This window comes from Prochlorococcus sp. MIT 0604 (assembly GCF_000757845.1).
Taxonomy (GTDB): Bacteria; Cyanobacteriota; Cyanobacteriia; order PCC-6307; family Cyanobiaceae; genus Prochlorococcus_A.
Genome location: NZ_CP007753.1, coordinates 1,135,112 through 1,151,932, shown reverse-complemented (window position 1 = coordinate 1,151,932; position 16,821 = coordinate 1,135,112). Strand labels below are relative to the sequence as shown.

20 protein-coding genes are annotated in these 16,821 nt (G+C 34.0%); 10 read left to right on the top strand and 10 right to left on the bottom strand.

What is annotated here, in order from left to right:
* Positions 1-39: 39 nt before the first annotated feature.
* Together psbC and psbD are read right to left on the bottom strand one after the other, a co-directional pair.
* Positions 40-1,422, bottom strand: coding sequence for a photosystem II reaction center protein CP43 (gene psbC / locus EW14_RS06485; protein ID WP_011818757.1), 1,383 nt, complete (start codon positions 1,420-1,422; stop codon positions 40-42).
* On the bottom strand, positions 1,406-2,482 hold the full coding sequence (gene psbD, locus EW14_RS06480) for a photosystem II D2 protein (photosystem q(a) protein) (RefSeq protein ID WP_002807316.1): 1,077 nt from the start codon (positions 2,480-2,482) through the stop codon (positions 1,406-1,408). The genes psbC and psbD overlap by 17 nt, the downstream gene beginning before the upstream one ends.
* Before the next feature lie 183 nt (positions 2,483-2,665).
* Between psbD and EW14_RS06475 the strand changes: the two genes are divergently transcribed.
* Positions 2,666-3,223 (top strand): photosystem I assembly protein Ycf4, encoded by a 558-nt coding sequence (locus tag EW14_RS06475; protein ID WP_042850680.1) that lies wholly within the window; start codon positions 2,666-2,668, stop codon positions 3,221-3,223.
* Positions 3,224-3,264: 41 nt separating this feature from the next.
* Entirely contained in the window at positions 3,265-3,876 is a 612-nt protein-coding gene (locus EW14_RS06470; protein ID WP_369794265.1) for a peptidylprolyl isomerase, read from the top strand.
* On the opposite strand, the gene ilvN is transcribed toward EW14_RS06470, so the two are convergent.
* Both ilvN and EW14_RS06460 read right to left on the bottom strand, forming a co-directional pair.
* On the bottom strand, positions 3,873-4,397 hold the full coding sequence (gene ilvN / locus EW14_RS06465; RefSeq protein ID WP_011818754.1) for an acetolactate synthase small subunit: 525 nt from the start codon (positions 4,395-4,397) through the stop codon (positions 3,873-3,875). The two genes, EW14_RS06470 and ilvN, sit on opposite strands and share 4 nt — an antisense overlap.
* A gap of 3 nt (positions 4,398-4,400) precedes the next feature.
* Positions 4,401-5,345 carry an alpha/beta fold hydrolase gene (locus tag EW14_RS06460; protein ID WP_042850678.1) on the bottom strand — a complete coding sequence of 315 codons (945 nt, stop codon included), beginning with the start codon at positions 5,343-5,345 and terminating at the stop codon, positions 4,401-4,403.
* Positions 5,346-5,438: 93 nt separating this feature from the next.
* On the opposite strand from EW14_RS06460, the gene petM reads away from it, so the two are divergent.
* The 4 genes from petM (at position 5,439) to infA (ending at position 7,183) form a co-directional block, all read left to right on the top strand.
* Positions 5,439-5,537: a cytochrome b6-f complex subunit PetM gene (gene petM, locus EW14_RS06455; RefSeq protein WP_011132786.1), complete on the top strand. Its 99-nt coding sequence runs from the start codon at positions 5,439-5,441 to the stop codon at positions 5,535-5,537.
* A 58-nt stretch (positions 5,538-5,595) separates the two neighbouring features.
* Positions 5,596-6,558: an NAD(P)H-binding protein gene (locus EW14_RS06450; protein WP_042850677.1), complete on the top strand. Its 963-nt coding sequence runs from the start codon at positions 5,596-5,598 to the stop codon at positions 6,556-6,558.
* Between the two features lie 54 nt (positions 6,559-6,612).
* Positions 6,613-6,825: a hypothetical protein gene (locus EW14_RS06445; RefSeq protein ID WP_042850676.1), complete on the top strand. Its 213-nt coding sequence runs from the start codon at positions 6,613-6,615 to the stop codon at positions 6,823-6,825.
* A 91-nt stretch (positions 6,826-6,916) separates the two neighbouring features.
* Positions 6,917-7,183, top strand: coding sequence for a translation initiation factor IF-1 (gene infA, locus EW14_RS06440; RefSeq protein WP_042850674.1), 267 nt, complete (start codon positions 6,917-6,919; stop codon positions 7,181-7,183).
* Between the two features lie 9 nt (positions 7,184-7,192).
* Here infA and trxB read toward each other — a convergent pair whose 3' ends face one another.
* The 3 genes from trxB to EW14_RS06425 all read right to left on the bottom strand — a co-directional run bounded on the left by trxB (position 7,193) and on the right by EW14_RS06425 (position 9,606).
* Positions 7,193-8,569 (bottom strand): thioredoxin-disulfide reductase, encoded by a 1,377-nt coding sequence (gene trxB, locus EW14_RS06435; protein ID WP_042850673.1) that lies wholly within the window; start codon positions 8,567-8,569, stop codon positions 7,193-7,195.
* Positions 8,570-8,648: 79 nt separating this feature from the next.
* Positions 8,649-8,873, bottom strand: coding sequence for a hypothetical protein (locus tag EW14_RS06430; protein WP_025888753.1), 225 nt, complete (start codon positions 8,871-8,873; stop codon positions 8,649-8,651).
* Positions 8,874-9,027: 154 nt separating this feature from the next.
* Positions 9,028-9,606, bottom strand: coding sequence for a hypothetical protein (locus tag EW14_RS06425; protein ID WP_025894761.1), 579 nt, complete (start codon positions 9,604-9,606; stop codon positions 9,028-9,030).
* 127 nt (positions 9,607-9,733) lie between these two features.
* On the opposite strand from EW14_RS06425, the gene EW14_RS06420 reads away from it, so the two are divergent.
* The 4 genes from EW14_RS06420 to EW14_RS06405 are packed head-to-tail and all read left to right on the top strand — an operon-like array spanning position 9,734 to position 13,687.
* Positions 9,734-10,864 carry a Re/Si-specific NAD(P)(+) transhydrogenase subunit alpha gene (locus EW14_RS06420; protein WP_042850672.1) on the top strand — a complete coding sequence of 377 codons (1,131 nt, stop codon included), beginning with the start codon at positions 9,734-9,736 and terminating at the stop codon, positions 10,862-10,864.
* A gap of 12 nt (positions 10,865-10,876) precedes the next feature.
* Entirely contained in the window at positions 10,877-11,170 is a 294-nt protein-coding gene (locus EW14_RS06415; RefSeq protein ID WP_011863273.1) for an NAD(P) transhydrogenase subunit alpha, read from the top strand.
* Positions 11,171-11,178: 8 nt separating this feature from the next.
* Positions 11,179-12,618 carry an NAD(P)(+) transhydrogenase (Re/Si-specific) subunit beta gene (locus tag EW14_RS06410; RefSeq protein ID WP_042850671.1) on the top strand — a complete coding sequence of 480 codons (1,440 nt, stop codon included), beginning with the start codon at positions 11,179-11,181 and terminating at the stop codon, positions 12,616-12,618.
* On the top strand, positions 12,599-13,687 hold the full coding sequence (locus EW14_RS06405; RefSeq protein WP_042850670.1) for an alpha/beta fold hydrolase: 1,089 nt from the start codon (positions 12,599-12,601) through the stop codon (positions 13,685-13,687). The genes EW14_RS06410 and EW14_RS06405 overlap by 20 nt, the downstream gene beginning before the upstream one ends.
* On the opposite strand, the gene EW14_RS06400 is transcribed toward EW14_RS06405, so the two are convergent.
* From EW14_RS06400 to cysS, 3 genes are all read right to left on the bottom strand, one after another.
* Complete coding sequence (locus tag EW14_RS06400) at positions 13,674-14,018, bottom strand: ferredoxin (protein WP_042850668.1); 345 nt, start codon at positions 14,016-14,018, stop codon at positions 13,674-13,676. The two genes, EW14_RS06405 and EW14_RS06400, sit on opposite strands and share 14 nt — an antisense overlap.
* 2 nt (positions 14,019-14,020) lie before the next feature.
* Positions 14,021-15,250, bottom strand: a complete 1,230-nt coding sequence (locus EW14_RS06395) for a 1-deoxy-D-xylulose-5-phosphate reductoisomerase (protein WP_042850667.1) — start codon at positions 15,248-15,250, stop codon at positions 14,021-14,023.
* Between the two features lie 82 nt (positions 15,251-15,332).
* Positions 15,333-16,802 (bottom strand): cysteine--tRNA ligase, encoded by a 1,470-nt coding sequence (gene cysS / locus EW14_RS06390; protein WP_042850666.1) that lies wholly within the window; start codon positions 16,800-16,802, stop codon positions 15,333-15,335.
* Between the last annotated feature and the right edge of the window lie 19 nt (positions 16,803-16,821).

Here is a 16,821-nt window from a genome sequence, read left to right as displayed (position 1 = left end):
CCTATCCGAAGATAGGGATTTTTTTAGTTGAGATAGAAATTAATCTAAATCAGGCATTTCTAGAGCTGGTTCACTCTTTCTGTCGATTCCTTTTTCGAAACCTGCAGCGGCCGCTCTAGCACGTCCAGCATGCCAAAGGTGACCGATGAATGTAAACCATCCTAGGAAGAATTGAGCTGCAGCTAACCATTGTCTTAAGTTGACGAAGTTAACAGCATTAGGCTCTGTAATGATTCCACCAACAGAGTTGATAGAAGCGTTAGGAGCATGAGTCATATATTCAGCTGCTCTTCTTACCTGCCAAGGCTGAATATCATTTTGGATTTTCTCGAGGCTCAATCCGTTAGGTCCTCTTAAAGGCTCTAACCATGGCCCTCTGAAATCCCAAAATCTCATTGTTTCACCACCAAATATAATTTCACCAGTAGGAGATCTCATGAGATACTTACCTAGACCTGTTGGTCCCATTGTTGAACCTACGTTAGCTCCAATTCTTTGATCTCTCACTAGGAAAGTAAAGCTTTGGGCTTGTGAAGCTTCAGCATTTGTTGGGCCATAAAACTCTGAAGGGTAAGCAGTGTTGTTGAACCAGATGAATGTTGAAGCAATAAAACTTGCTACACAAATTCCACCAAGTGCATAACTTAATAGTCCTTCACCGTTCCAAATGAATGCTCTTCTCGCCCATCCAAAAGGTTTAGTAAAGATGTGGAATATTCCTCCAATAATTGCAGTAATACCAACATAAACATGTCCACCAACAATATCTTCAATGGAGTTAACACCGATTATTGAACCAGCTCCTCCCCATGGAGATCTGAATAGATAACCAAGAATAACTCTTGGATCTAGAGTTGGGTTTACAAGTCTGACTTCACCACCACCAGGTGCCCATGTGTCATATGCACCGCCAATAAAACACCAGTTTACTGACCATGCTAATGCACCAACACCTAGAACAATCAAATGATATCCAAGGATATTTGTCATTTGATTTTTATCTCTCCAATCAGTTGAGAAAAATGGAAAATCTTCTTCAAGTTTCTCTGGACCTGCTAATGAATGGTAAATACCACCAAAACCAAGTACAGCGGAAGCTATCAAATGAACCACGCCTGCTTGGAAGAAAGGCATGATATCAGTAACTTCACCACCTGGGCCTATCCCATAGCCAAACATTGCAACGTGTGGCATACAGATTAAACCTTGCTCCCACATTGGTTTATCAAAAGTAAAATGATTAACCTCAAAGAGCATCATTGCTCCCGCCCAAAAGACTATTAGTCCAGAGTGAGCAATGTGAGCTCCTAATAAACGTCCAGATAAATTGATTAATCTAGCGTTACCTACATACCAGGCATAACCAGTTTCCTCAATACTTTGGTTTGGAGCTCTTAATAAATTATTAAAGGGCGTTTCCACGTGGAAGAACCTCCTCAGGGAATACAAAGTTTTCGTGTGGTTGATCCACAGAAGACATCCATGCTCGCATACCTTCGTTCAAAAGTATATTCTTTGTATAGAAAGTTTCAAATTCTGGATCTTCTGCTGCACGGATTTCTTGGCTTACAAAATCATAAGCTCTTAAATTTAGTGCTAAGCCGACAATACCTATTGAAGATGTCCACATACCCATAACAGGTACAAATAGCATCAAGAAATGTAAGAAACGCTTGTTTGAAAAAGCAATACCGAAAATTTGACTCCAGAATCTATTCGCTGTAATCATTGAATAAGTTTCTTCTTCTTGAGTTGGATCAAAAGCTCTAAATGTTGAACTTTGGACCTTACCATCTGTGTAAATACTTGTATCTTCATACAAAGTATTTTGTACTGTAGCTCCATGGATAGCGCAAAGTAGAGCACCACCAAGAATTCCAGCAACTCCCATCATATGGAATGGATTTAAAGTGATATTGTGGAAACCTTGAATGAACAGAATGTAACGGAAGATTGCTGCAACACCGAATGAAGGTGCGAAGAACCAACTATGCTGTCCTAAAGGGTAAATAAGGAAAATACTTGTGAATACTGCAATTACTGCTGAGAAAGCTAGTGCGTTGTATGGTCTAATTCCAACAAGGCCAGCAATTTCAAACTGACGAAGCATAAAACCAATAAGGCCAAATACTCCATGTAATGCAACGAAGTTCCAAAGACCTCCAAGTTGTAGCCATCTTACGAAACTACCTTGGGCTTCAGGACCCCATAAAAATAGAAGACTGTGTCCCATGGCATCACCAGGGGTGCTTACAGCTGCTGTTAAGAAGTTACAACCTTCAAGGTATGAGCTTGCAACTCCGTGTGTGTACCATGAGGTAACAAATGTTGTTCCGACAAACCAACCACCTATAGCAAGATATGCACAAGGAAGTAGAAGTAGTCCGGACCAACCAATAAATACAAAGCGGTCGCGCTTCAACCAATCATCGAGGACATCAAACCATCCTCTTTGTGGGGCGCTACCAACTGCGATCGTCATGAGAAATCGTTTTTAGCTTCGGGATACGCAGTGACTGTAACAAAGATTGAGAGTAATGTGGGGAAATATTTGTATATCTGAAATGCCTTGTAAAGCTTTCCTGACTTTTTTATTAAAAATTAGGTAAGAATACTCCCTTAATTTGTTAAATTATCTGAATTAGGATCTAAAAAAGGAATAAAAATGAAATCAGACCTTAAGTCTTTCGATAAAATCGAACAAAAAATTGGTGGATCAAGAAAAATTTCAAATTACATTATTGGAGGAATGCTAACAATAGGAGGTATTGGTTTTGTTTTGGCCTCTATATCTAGCTACACAGGAAGGGATTTATTACCTTTAGGAAATCCTTCAAGTTTATTGTTTATCCCTCAAGGAATAATAATGGGAGCATATGGAGTAATAGCCAATTTATTAAATTTTTACTTGTGGTATTTGGTTTACATAAATTTTGGTTCAGGAAGTAATTATTTTGATAAATCATCAAAATCTGTAGAAATAAGAAGGAAAGGATTATTCAAAGATATTGAAGTTAAATTAAATTTCGATGAAATTAAATCGGTCAAGTTAGATATAAGTGAGGGATTTAATCCTAGAAGAAGAATTGCATTAGTATTGAAAGGAAGAAAAAAACCTCTCCCTTTAAGCGGAGCAGGTGAACTTAAACCACTGCTTCAAGTTGAAGAAGAAGGAGCTCGTCTGGCTAAATTTTTGGATGTTAATTTGGAGGGCTTAAAATAAAAAAAAATTTTTTTATAAGTACATTATCTTTTTTACAGGTTTTGTTTTTGTTTCAAGCTTGTAGTTATAAAAATAAGATTGATACAAATTATTACTGCCAAAAACTTGGTTTTAGTTGTATTCAGAGTAATAAAATAGTTAATTTTAAAACTACAAAAGGTGATTTTGAGGTTGAATTATTTGGTAAAGATAACCCAGTAACAGTATCAAACTTTCTGGAAAACATAGACAATGATATTTACTTAAATCAAAAATTTTATAAAATAATAAACTTTAGCCAAATAAGATTTATACATGGTGGTGTTAATCCAAAAAATAAAAATTATTTTGAAAGAAATCAAAACCCGAATAAGACAAGTCTATCAATACCTTTAGAAATAAAATTCAAAGAAGAAAGTAACCCAAGATATAACTATCAAATAAAAAATCCTAACGAAACTGAAAATTTAGTTAATACTTTTGATAATGGTTCAATTGCTATGGTTAAGAGCTCTAACAATAAGTCTTCATCAACTGAATTCTTCTTTGTAACTACTAATATCCCAGAATTAGATGGAAGATATTCAATTTTTGGAAAAATTATAAAAGGATTAGATGTACTCAAAAAAATTAATAAAGAAGACTACATCAAGGCAGTCAAGATAATTAATTAAATTTCTAGAGAATATTTGTTTATTTTCAACATTTCTGTATTAACCCCTGAAGAGCGTTTAAGAGCTACCTTACCAGTTCTCGCTATTTCAAGGATGCCGTATGGCTCGAGTAATTTCTCTAGAGCAACTAACTTCCCAGGATCTCCAACCACCTCGAGAGTTAAGGCCATATCTGATACATCAACAACTTTTGCACGGAAAATCTGAACTATATCAAGGATATTACTCCTGGTATCTTCTTTTGATGAAACTTTTAGTAACATCAATTCCCTCTCAACAGCTGCGAGATTAGTAAAATCTACAACTCCCAGAACATTAAATAACTTATTAAGCTGTTTAGTCATTTGTTGAAGAGTTTCATCATCACCTTCTACTACCATTGTTAATCTCGAAATCCCTTTGGATTCTGCAGGCCCTACCGCAAGACTATCTATGTTGAATCCCCTTCTAGCAAAGAGACCTGAGATTCTACTCAAGGCTCCAGATTCGTCTTCTACGAGAACTGATAATGTATGTTTCATATTTTAAAAGATTTTTAAATCTCTAATCCATTCATAAGAGATTCTATTGAATACTGATGGATCTTCATCATGGATACAATGCCCTGAATTAGATACTATTTTTAATTTTACCCATCTATGGAAATTTGCAATCTTTTTACCAACAAATAAAGGTATGAAATTATCTTTTTCCCCCCAAATCAATAAAAAAGGAACTTTTTTTGAGGCGCATAGTTTTCTCAAAAGGTAAGAAGCTTTAAATTTTTCATCTCTTGTAGACATTCCAATGCACATTGCTCTTAATGATCTCGCTGAAGTTTTTCTTAAAACTGGTTTTGTCACCAAATTTATAAGTTCGCAATCAATATTGTCTTTTTTGAAATAGGCAGAATTTAATCCCAGTTTTATAACCCCTAATTTTGTTATTAAAAATAAAATAATCTCTAAAGGGAAAAATATAAAAAATATTCTTATGAATTTATCTTTAAATTTTATAAGTGATGATTTTTTTGTTTTTGACTGTTTATTCTCTTGGATTTGATCTGGCAGAGGCGATGCAATAACTGTTGCAATCTGATCATTAAATGAAACAGCACATGTTAAAGCTATCAATGATCCGAGGGAATTGCCAATGAGAATTACTTTCGAAGAGTTCTTTGGTCTAATTACCTGTGAGATAAAGTCTTTTACTTGATTACACCAAATCTTATTATTTAATTCTCCAATTTGTCTTATCCCTGGTTGATCTGAATCTCCAAATCCTATTAAATCTAAGGAATATGAGGCACAATTCCTTTTCGTGAAATATTCTATATTTTTCCTCCAATGTTTTCGACTGGCGCCAAATCCGTGAAGAAAGATAATTGGAATTTCATTATCTTCTCCTGAAACACTCCAACAAACTTTAAAACCATTCCAATTCCAGAAATTAGGAAGATTAATATTTTCTTCTTCAAAATTATTATTCATATATTTAAAAATTTTCAAGATATTTGCATTATCTACTTTTTTAACAAATAAATGTATATTGAATGTAGATTATAGTAATCATTCAATTTTACTATGGCAAAAGAAATTTTTAGTATTGCGGCAGTTTTTTGGATACTGATACCAATAGGATTGGTTGGTGGAGCACTATTATTAAAGTTTCAGGGAGATTGATTCTCACGAACACATCACAATTTGAGTTATTGTCTACAAATTAAGTAAATCTTAAAATATGAAGATTCTTTTAGTAGGAGCAACAGGGACACTTGGGAGACAAATAGCTAAGCAAGCTATAGAGGATGGACATGATGTTAGATGCTTTGTAAGAAACCCAAGAAAAGCTTCCTTTCTTCAAGAGTGGGGTTGTGAGCTGACAAAAGGAAACTTATTGAATTCTTCTGATATTGAATATGCATTGCAAGATATTGAAGTTGTTATTGATGCTGCTACAAGTAAACCAGATGATCCTAAAAGTATTTATGAAATAGATTGGGATGGAAAAGTTAACTTGTTCAACGCTTGTGAATCTTTAAATGTAAAAAGAGTAATATTCCTTTCAATTCTTTTAACAGAAAAATTTAGAAATGTTCCATTAATGGACATTAAACATTGTACTGAAAAACTTCTTGAGAAATCTGATCTAGAATATACAATTTTCAAATGCGCAGCTTTTATGCAAGGAGTTATAGGTCAATTTGCTATCCCAATTTTAGATAGTCAAGCAGTATGGATGAGTGGAACTCCAACTAAGATCGCATACATGAATACTCAAGACATGGCAAAAATTATTGTCGCAGCAGTTAATAATCCAAAAACCCATAGAGTATCATTGCCATTGGTTGGTCCAAAAGCATGGGATTCAACCGAAGTCATATCCTTATGTGAAAAATTTAGCGAAAAGAAGGCTAAAATTTTTAGAGTTTCACCTTTTCTGATTAGTATCACTCAGAAAGTAGTTTCTTTTTTCCAAGACTCTTTAAATGTTGCTGAGAGATTGGCTTTCGCTGAAGTAACTAGTAGTGGTGAATCATTGGATGCTGACATGAGCAAAACTTACGAAATATTGGAACTTAGAAAAGAAGATATGACCTCACTAGAAAGTTATTTAAAAGAGTACTACCAACAAATACTTAAAAGATTAAGGGAAATGGAAGCAGACCTGAATATTGAGGAAAAAAAGAGATTACCTTTTTAATATTGCAATTTTAGACTTTTATAGTATATTTGTACTATATAAATATTATGGATTATGTCTGTTTCTAAGTCTAAAAATCTTGAACGAAAACTAGATAATTTCGCAAAAGAAGCAAAAAATGAATTGAATAATGTATGCGGATCTTCATTATGGGAAAGCCTTGGGTTTGTTTTTTTTGATCAATTAGAAGATTCTGAAAAAATTGCGAAAGCAAATTTTTACTATGGTCAACTTCAAATAATTAATGAAATTAAATTTTTAATTTGAATTGAATTTCATATTTTACTTATGTAATTTTTCTTAAATCAATTTTGGCCAATCTTTTTCTGATAATATGATCATAGTAAAAGATTAATTAATGATTGAAACCTCAGGTGTTATAGAAAAAGAGCAGGGAAATGGATTTTATTTGGTTACCTTAGAACAACCTGAAGGGCATCAATGTTTATGTAGAGCTGCAGGCAAATTGACTAAATTTAGAATTAAATTATTGGCTGGCGACAAAGTGTTGGTTGAGATAAGCCCCTATGATCTTTCTAGAGGGAGGATAACTTATAGAGAAAGGAATTCAGGTGGTGCTAGACCTACTACTAATAAAAATAATCCTAAGAGGAATAATAAGTAAAAAGTTACTTTAGATAATATTTTTAATGGCTTCTTTAAACTCACTTCTTTGTTTAACACCTTGCCATTGATTTTTTAATAATTTTTCTTTGAAAAGTTGAACTGTTGGTGTACCGTTAATACCAGCTTGTTTTGCAATATCTTGATCTTTATCAATATCTATTTCAACGCCAAGAACTGCACCATCAAGTTCTTTAATTACTCTTTTTAACTGAGGTTTCAAAACATGACACGGGCCGCAGCTTGGGGAACTAAAAATTACTAAGATAGGTTTTTTACTCTCGTGATAAAGTTTCCTCAATGCATAGCTGCCTTTTTGCCATTCAGAGTTTGAATCGAAAGTATCTTCATTAACTTCTTCTTCATTAAACCCTGATGAATTAAGTTTTTTTTCAGGTTCGGGAGTCTCTCTGACTATAGTCTTCGCTAAGTTTTTCTCGGCTAACCATCTTTCAGTAGCTAATGCTGCCATGCATCCAGTTCCTGCAGCGGTAACTCCTTGTCTCCACTCAGAATCAACAACGTCACCTGCTGCAAATATGCCTTCAATAGATGTTTCTGGTCTTCCTGATTTGCAAGCAATATAGCCTTTATTATCTAAATCAATTTTGTTGTCTAAGAATTTCGTATTAGGTGTGTGCCCTATCGCGTAAAAAAGACCTTTTATATTGATTTCCCCTTTACCTTCTTGAGAGTGAATAGTTTCTATTCTCTCAAGCCATTCAGAACCATCCGCTTTATAAACTTTTGTGTTCCAATGAATTTTTATTTTTGGATTAGCTTTTACTCTATCAACCATTGCTGCGCTAGCCCTTAATTTCTCTGATCGAACAATCAAATGCACTTTGCTTCCGTACTTTGTGAGATATGCTGCTTCTTCACATGCAGAGTCGCCCCCTCCAATAACAGCTAATTCTTCATCTCTAAATTGTGGGGTGGCTCCATCACATATTGCACAAGCACTTATTCCTTTACTCCAGAATTTATCTTCATTTATCACGCCTAATCTATTTGCACTTGCTCCAGTTGCAATAATAATTGAGTTAGATTTTATAGTACCTTCTAAAGTTTTTATTTCAAAGGGATGTGAATCGGTATTAATTGAGACTACATCACTTTCGTATAAATTAGTGCCCCATCTTTCTGCTTGAGCCTTCATTAGATCCATCAATTCAGGACCTAGTACTCCATCTGGGAAACCTGGATAATTTTCAACAAATGTTGTAGTCATTAATTGCCCACCAGGAATTCCGCCAGAATTAAATCCTGTTATAAGTAATGGTTGAAGATTTGCTCGTGCGGCATATATTGCGGCAGTATAACCTGCAGGTCCCGAGCCAATAATTACAACATTTTCTACGTTTGAAATCTTCTCTTTATTTTCCATTTATTTGCTAATTTCACTACTTATAATAATAAACAAACCAAAATAATGTAAGGCGGATTTCACTCGATAGATTTATTACTCAATCGTTGACTTTTTGGTCTAATAACTTTTTTAATTCTTTTGGGAAATTTAAAACAGAATCTTTTAAATTTTCGTTCTTTTCTCCAATATGTAATATCCACTCTCTAAATTCTTCTGCGATTGCATAGCTGTCTTCATACCTTTCTAAAGTGTCCATTGCAGAAATTCTGTTGGTAGCCCAACAAGTCGCTATGTCGATCCTTTTTCTAATGAAATTGTCCATTGAAAATTTTAATTTGTATATAGATAAACACATCAGAGAACCTATGTATTGTCTAATAAGTTACAACTTTGTACTTCCAAACAATAATTTAATCTTTAATTTATATTTGAGCTGATTTTTTGATAAATTATAAAGAAAATATAAAGAATTAGAGTTAGACTGCCTCGCTGTGATTCGCAAGTAGCCTTTCAACTTCCTCAAAACCCTCTTTAGCGGAATTAATTGCAAGTTCCTCACTAACTTTTTCTTCTGATATTAATTTTGCGGATATTTTCTTTAAAAGAGTTTCTTTCTTTTCTCTTAGTGAACTAACAATTTCTTCTTCAATGATAGATTTTATTGCTTTAGAAATTATTTTTTTGTCATTTGCTTCCTCGAATGTGCCCTGAACTAATTCTTGAATAAATAATCGATGAACCTCACTACTCCTTAGAAAGCTTTCTGTGGCATTAATAATTCCTTCAACAAGAGCTTCATCAGGTTCAGAATCATTTTCTGCCAGCTTAAATTCCCAATCTAAATGTCTTCTTTGCCAACCTGCCGAGTGGAGACTGGGCATGACTGTCTGTGAATAAGTATCAACTGACATTTCATAAATTCTCTCTGCTAATTTCTCGCACCAGTCTTTACCATGCTTTTCTAGATTTTTCTGCATAGCCTGCCTTGGAACAGCATGACCACCATGATGACTGTGGCATACTCCATCTGGACATTCGATTGCTTTTATACTCATTGGATTATTTAGTACTTATATATTCTAGATAGCTATTTTTTTTAGAAAAGAAAATATATTTTTAACAAAAATCTAAGACTTTTGACTTTCTTCAATTTATATTTAGTATGTTAGAAAAATAAATAAATTGACAAAAATACTTATTCCTTCCGAAACAAGCTCTGGTGAAAGGAGAGTTTCAGCTACACCAGAAGCGGTAAAGAAATTAAAAAGTCTTGGATGTGATGTTTATATTGAAAGCTCAGCAGGAAAATTATCAGGATTTAGTGACTTATCATATGAAGAATCGGGAGGAAGAATAATAAATAACTTAGATCAAAAAATTTGGGGTGAAGCGGACTTAATTTTTTGTGTTCAAACTCCATCAGAGGATAATTTAACCAAATTAAAGAAAGGCGCAGTTCTGCTTGGTCTTCTTAACCCATATGGTAATAAGAAGCTTCTCAGGATTATAAATAGTAATAAGATTTCAGCTTTATCACTAGAGTTGCTTCCGAGGATTAGTAGAGCTCAATCTTCTGATGTTCTTTCTTCACAGGCTAATATTGCTGGATATAAAGCAGTTCTTTTGGCTGCAAGTGAATTAGATAGATATTTCCCAATGCTTATGACTGCAGCAGGGACAGTACAACCTGCCAAAGTAGTGGTTCTTGGTGGAGGCGTTGCTGGATTACAGGCAGTTGCGACAGCAAAAAGACTTGGAGCAATAGTATTTGTATCAGATATTAGACCTGCTGTTAAAGAACAAGTAGAGTCCCTCGGAGCAAGGTTTATAGAACTTCCTGAAGTTGAGGAAAAGCCTGGAGAGGCAGGAGGTTATGCAAAAGCTGTAACACCCGAATTCCTCTCAAAACAGAAGGCAACTTTAACTAAATATTTATCTGAAGCTGATGTTGCTATATGTACTGCGCAAGTTCTAGGTAAAAAGGCCCCTGTTTTAATAGACTCTCCCATGATTGAAAAAATGAGGCCTGGTGCAGTAGTTATTGATTTAGCAGTTTCTCAGGGAGGGAACTGCGAAGGTACAAAATCAAACGAAACTACTATTAAAGATGGGGTAAAACTCATAGGAGCGGGCGAATTACCCTCTTCGGTTCCTTATGATGCAAGTTCACTTTATGCTAAGAACTTAACATCATTGATTACACCATTTATAAAAGATGGTGTAATTAAATTAGATAAAGAGGATGAACTCATTTCTGGATGTTTATTAAGCGATGAAGGAGTTGTTCTTCAAAATAAAGTTTTTGAAAATTGAGGTTTTAAAATTATGTCTTTTATAAGTCTTCTTTGGGTTCTTTTACTTGGTAGTTTATTGGGCCTCGAGTTAATTGGAAAAGTTCCTCCTACTCTTCACACACCACTAATGAGTGGAGCAAATGCAATTTCAGGAATAACAATGCTTGCAGCCTTGACTTTAATTGTAAAAGCAGAAGGTAACGTACCACTTTTAATCATTGGTTCAGTTTCTCTTGGATTTGCTCTTTTCAACGTTGTAGGCGGTTTCTTTGTAACTGATCGAATGCTCGCAATGTTTAGTCGAAAACCATCAAATAAGAAGTAATTTTTAACATGAATCTTCCTGTAATCATTAAATTCGTTATTGACCTTCTAGCAGTACTTTTACTGGCTTTGGGAATAAAAGGATTGTCAAAAGTAAAATCAGCAAGGGATGCCAATAGATTAGCTGCATTTGCAATGTCGCTATCAGTAGTAGGATTACTTTCTTATTATTTAGGCACTTCCGGAATTGCTATTCAGTCTTGGATTTGGATAATAATTGGTTCAATCATAGGTAGTTTATTGGGAGCAATTCTTGCAAAAAAAGTACCTATGACCTCCATGCCTGAAACAGTGGCGTTGTTCAATGGTTGTGGGGGAATGTCATCTCTTTTAGTGGCCTTAGGAGTAGCTATTTTCCCTATATCTGGTGGCCAAGAAAATTTTGATTTTTTTAAGTCACTGATTAACGAAGTTTCAATATCTGTTTCTATATTTGTTGGGGCCATAACTTTCACTGGTTCAATTGTGGCGATGGCAAAGCTACAGGGTTGGTTGTCAACTCCAGGATGGACTCAGAGCAAAGTTAGACATTTTGTAAATATTGTTTTTGCAGTTGCTTCCTTGATAGCCTTTTTTGATTTGATAAACGGCAATACAAGTTCTATTTGGCTTTTAGTGATAGTTTCTTCTTTATTAGGTATTGGAGTTACTTTGCCAATTGGTGGAGCTGATATGCCAGTCGTTATATCTTTATTAAATAGCTATTCAGGGATTGCAGCAGCAGCAGCAGGTTTCGTTGTAGATAGTCAGCTTTTGATAGTAGCAGGCGCAATGGTTGGAGCGGCAGGACTAATACTTACTCAAGTAATGTGCAAGGGTATGAATAGATCATTGGTATCAGTTCTTTTTGGAGGATCTTTATCTGCACAAAGTACAGCCTCTTCTGGTTCAGGGGAATATACAAATATAACTTCTTGCAGTGTTGAAGAATGTGCATTGACTTTAGAGGCAGCCAACAAGGTAATTATTGTTCCTGGTTATGGTCTAGCAGTAGCTCAAGCTCAACATACTTTAAGGGAAGTGACAAAAAAACTAGAGCAAAATGGTATTGAAGTTGTTTACGCAATTCATCCTGTAGCAGGGAGGATGCCTGGACATATGAATGTACTTTTAGCAGAAGCAGATGTTCCTTACGAACAACTAAAAGAGATGGACGTTGTAAATCCTGATTTTCCAGCAACGGATGTTGTTTTAGTTTTAGGAGCAAATGATGTGGTCAATCCTCAAGCTAAAAATGATAGCTCTTCTCCTTTATATGGCATGCCAGTTCTTGATGTGCAGGAAGCTAGAACGGTATTCGTAATTAAACGTGGTATGAGTGCAGGTTACTCCGGAATAAAAAATGATTTATTTGATTTGCCAAATACCTCAATGGTCTTTGGTGATGCAAAAAAGGTACTGAATGATTTGATTGGAGAATTAAAGGATCTTGGAGTTGGGGAGAAATAATAGTATATCTTTTGGTTTGTCAGATTACTTAAAAAATAAGCCATTTCGAGAAGTCTTACCTTGGATAGGTGGCGACTTACAAACTTTGAGAGATACTTTTGTTATTGATTTTGGTAAATCAAAAAAAAATAAAAAAATACTCTTTCCGATTAATAAAATTCTTTCTAAAAAATTTGAATTTGATTATCTTCTAGGGTTTTTAGAATTACCTGAAAACTTAAACTCACTTAGGGGTTTTGTAATCGTTACGCATGGTTTAGGGGGCTCAACTAAACGGTTTGGTTTAAGAAGAATTTCTAGGAAATTAGCAAATAATGGTTTTGGAGTTCTTAAATTAAATCTAAGAGGATCTGGATCTGCTAGATATTTAGCTAAAGGAAATTATTGTGCTAGATGCTCCAGTGATGTTATTTCAGCAATAAAATATTTTAAAAAATTAATTAATTTAGAGTTCAAAGATCTTATTAAAAGGAATAACAATATTCCAATTTACGGAGTTGGATTATCTTTAGGCGGAACAATTCTCTTAAATGCCTGCTTAGATTACGATGAAAACAAAGGAGAAAAACTTTTATATGGCCTAGCCTGCGTGAGTAGCCCTTTAGATTTATCATCATGTAGTCTCTGTATTGAAAAACCTCGAAATTATATCTACCAAAGATGGTTACTTAACCGCTTAAAAAACCAGCTATGGGAAGGATTAAATGATGAAGGCAAAATTCTTAATAATGAGAAATTAAGAAAAAAAATCAGAAGTTTAAAAAGTATAAGGGAATTTGATCATAAATTTACAGCTCCTAGTTGGGGATTTAATTCTTTAGAAGATTATTATGTTAAAGCTTCTCCAATATTTAGAATCCAAAACTCAATAAAAAAATTACCTCAAATGCTTTTTATTCATTCTAAGGATGATCCTTGGGTTCCATATAAGGATACTTTGAATTTAAGAAAAGAATCTATTGATAAATTTACTATTTTTATAACAGAAAAAGGCGGTCATAATGGTTTTCACTCGATCAATGGCTGCTGGTCAGACGAAGTGGTAAAGAACTGGTTTATGAGTATCTAGGATTATTTAAAAATGGTGTTTTTTTAAAAATCCATTTTTCTATTGGCTTACCGTTAATAATATGTGAGGTAAAAATTTCTGAAATTTTTTCTGGAGAAACTTTTTCGTACCAAATACCATCAGGCCAAACAAGAAGAATTGGGCCGTTTTTACATACCCTTAAACAGTCAGCTTTTGATCTTAATATATGAACGTTTTTTGTAGATGGATCATTCTCAAATTTTTTTAAAGTCTTTTTCAGACATTCCCATGTTTTTTGCCCTTCATTACCTTTAAAGCATTTCTGTTTTGTGGGGGTTGCGCATAGTAGAAGATGCTTTTTAATATTCACTTTTATCCAATACTTACGTATTTTTTCCCTTTTTTAATTTCTTGCTTAACAAAAAGTCTGGCCCAATCGTCTACTTCAAGAATATCCTCCAATTCGGGACTCAAATTCAAATTCTCCATATGTGATTCACAAGCTTTACTTATAAATGTTGGAATTTCCTGAAAAGAAATTTTTTCTTTGAGGAATTGTTCAACAGCCATTTCATTAGCAGCATTTAGGACTGCAGGCATAGTCCCAGAAGATTTTCCTGCAGCATAGGCAAGTCCCATGCATGGATATTTAAACTCGTCTGGCTCTTTAAAAGTTAATTTTCCAATTTCACTTAGGTTTAATCTTTTCCAATTTGTTTTAAATCTTTCAGGCCAACTCATCGCATATAAAATGGGTAGTTTCATATCTGGCCAACCTAATTGAGCTAATACTGAAGAATCTTCCATCTCAATCATTGAATGAATAATACTTTGAGGGTGGATAACTATTTCGATATTTTCGTAAGAGGTCCCAAATAAATAATGAGCTTCTATAACTTCTAATCCTTTATTCATAAGAGTTGCAGAATCTACAGTTATTTTTTTCCCCATATCCCAATTAGGATGCGAAGTCGCATCTTCTACAGTGACATGCTTTAAATCCTCAACATCCCAATCTCTGAAAGCACCACCAGAAGCTGTTAAGTGTATGGCTTTTAAACCTTTAGGCATCTCTCCTGTTGAAAAATCTGCATTTTCATAATTAGGTAATCCTTGTAAACATTGAAAGATAGCAGAGTGTTCTGAATCAGCAGGTAAAAGCCTACTATTATTTTTCTTTAATGCAGGAATAACAATTGGTCCTGCCGCAATTAAAGTTTCTTTGTTAGCAAGTGCAATATTTTTCCCCGCATTAATTGCTGACATTGTTGGAATTAAGCCTGCACAGCCTACTATCCCTGTTACCACAGTATCTGCTTTATCCCATGCTGCAACTGCGTTAATCCCCAGCTTTCCACCTAAAACCAAGGGAGCATCATCCAAATCTAAGTTATTAATATTTTCTTTTAAATCTTCTATAAGACTTTCATCCTCAATAGCAACAACCTCTGGTTTATGTTCTTTAACTTGTTCAGTTAATAAATTAATATTTCTTCCTGCAGAAAGAGCTACGGCTTTAAACTTATCAGGCTGCTCACTAGCTATTTCGAGAGTTTGAGTCCCTATTGAACCAGTAGAACCGAGCACAGTAATGTATTTCAATTTTCTCTGATATTTCTAATATCTTCCCATTTAATGGTGTATTTAAAAAACAAAAATTTCAAATTGGTTTTTTTCTTAAAATTTAGACCCTTATCCATGTTGTTATTTCCTTTGATTGATCAATAAGTTCGATACCTTTTTCTTTTAACAAATTTCTTATTTCATCGGCCTTCGCATAATTCTTTTCTATTTTTGCTTTCAATCTTTCATGTATAAGAGATGATATTTCTTCTTCTGTTATTTTACTTTCTTTTACTAAAACTTCTTTTTTAAGACCAAGTACCTCTGTCAACTTTTCAAGAGTTTTAAAATTTTCAAGTAGAAAGAATTTTTGATTTAGGTCTATTTTAAAACCTTCAACCCTTTGAAATTGGTTTAAAAAGTTTTTTAATGGTTTCGCTAAATCGTAAATAATTGCAATAGCACCTGCTGTATTGAGGTCATTCCCCAGAGCCTCAGAAAATTTAAGTTTTTTTTGAGATAATTCAAAACTTATTTTCTCTTTATATTCTTCTTCGATAGATTCATTTTTATCAATAGATCTAAAAATACCTTTTGTAAGATCCATAAAAGAAAGGGCTACATTAATATTTTTCCAAGCTTCTGAAGCACTCCTTAAAGCTTCTTCAGTAAAATCAAGTGGTTTTCTATAATTCACAGTCATAACAAAATATCGCAAAGTCATAGGGCTTATACCTGACTTAATTAGCTCTCTGATAGTTTTAAAATTTTTAAGGGATTTACTCATCTTTTGTCCATTTACATTGACCATCCCATTGTGTAACCAATAGTTCGCTAGCTTTTTGCCATTGGCTGCTTCTGATTGGGCGATTTCATTCTCATGATGTGGAAAAATCAAATCAGAACCACCTAAATGGATATCGATAGTATCTCCTAATTCATCTTTAACCATCGCCGAACATTCAATATGCCATCCTGGCCTACCTTTCCCCCATGGCGAATCAAAAAATGGTTCATCATCTTTGGCTTTTTTCCATAGCGCAAAATCTTGCGGATTAAGTTTTTTACTATTTTCTTCATTAACCATTCTTCCTTGCTGATTGATATTTTGTTCTTGTAAATTTTGATTACTTAGCTTTCCATAATTTTTATTTTTGAAAACAGAATAATAAACGTCTCCATCTCTAGAGTATGCATAACCTTTGTCCTCAAGGATTGTTATGAAGGAGCAGATATTGCATATATGATTCGTTGCCCTTGGCATGCTATCAGGACGCATTATCCCTAAAGAATCCATATCTTTATGAAATTCAATGATATTTTTTTCAGATACTTCCTTCATTGAACTGCTTTCTTCTTTCGCTCTTTTTAAAATCTTGTCATCAATATCTGTAAAATTTTGAACATACTTCACTTTGAAATCACTGTAAATTAAAAATCTTCTCAATACATCCCAAGCGATATAACTTCTGGCATGACCAAGATGACATAAATCATAAACAGTTACCCCACAACAATAAATTTTTACTACATCATCAATAGGCTTAAAAACCTCAACTTTTTTGCTTAAAGTATTAAAAAGTTTGATCATCTTAAAATAAGTATTTCAT

Bases quoted from the DNA above. Each gene is read 5' to 3' on its own strand.
- trxB (WP_042850673.1), bottom strand. From the start codon at position 8,569: ATGGAAAATAAAGAGAAGATTTCAAACGTAGAAAATGTTGTAATTATT.
- EW14_RS06410 (WP_042850671.1), top strand. From the start codon at position 11,179: ATGAATCTTCCTGTAATCATTAAATTCGTTATTGACCTTCTAGCAGTA.
- infA (WP_042850674.1), top strand. From the start codon at position 6,917: ATGATTGAAACCTCAGGTGTTATAGAAAAAGAGCAGGGAAATGGATTT.
- EW14_RS06425 (WP_025894761.1), bottom strand. From the start codon at position 9,606: ATGAGTATAAAAGCAATCGAATGTCCAGATGGAGTATGCCACAGTCAT.
- petM (WP_011132786.1), top strand. From the start codon at position 5,439: ATGGCAAAAGAAATTTTTAGTATTGCGGCAGTTTTTTGGATACTGATA.
- EW14_RS06430 (WP_025888753.1), bottom strand. From the start codon at position 8,873: ATGGACAATTTCATTAGAAAAAGGATCGACATAGCGACTTGTTGGGCT.
- EW14_RS06460 (WP_042850678.1), bottom strand. From the start codon at position 5,345: ATGAATAATAATTTTGAAGAAGAAAATATTAATCTTCCTAATTTCTGG.
- psbD (WP_002807316.1), bottom strand. From the start codon at position 2,482: ATGACGATCGCAGTTGGTAGCGCCCCACAAAGAGGATGGTTTGATGTC.
- cysS (WP_042850666.1), bottom strand. From the start codon at position 16,802: ATGATCAAACTTTTTAATACTTTAAGCAAAAAAGTTGAGGTTTTTAAG.
- EW14_RS06450 (WP_042850677.1), top strand. From the start codon at position 5,596: ATGAAGATTCTTTTAGTAGGAGCAACAGGGACACTTGGGAGACAAATA.
- EW14_RS06475 (WP_042850680.1), top strand. From the start codon at position 2,666: ATGAAATCAGACCTTAAGTCTTTCGATAAAATCGAACAAAAAATTGGT.
- ilvN (WP_011818754.1), bottom strand. From the start codon at position 4,397: ATGAAACATACATTATCAGTTCTCGTAGAAGACGAATCTGGAGCCTTG.
- EW14_RS06415 (WP_011863273.1), top strand. From the start codon at position 10,877: ATGTCTTTTATAAGTCTTCTTTGGGTTCTTTTACTTGGTAGTTTATTG.
- EW14_RS06445 (WP_042850676.1), top strand. From the start codon at position 6,613: ATGTCTGTTTCTAAGTCTAAAAATCTTGAACGAAAACTAGATAATTTC.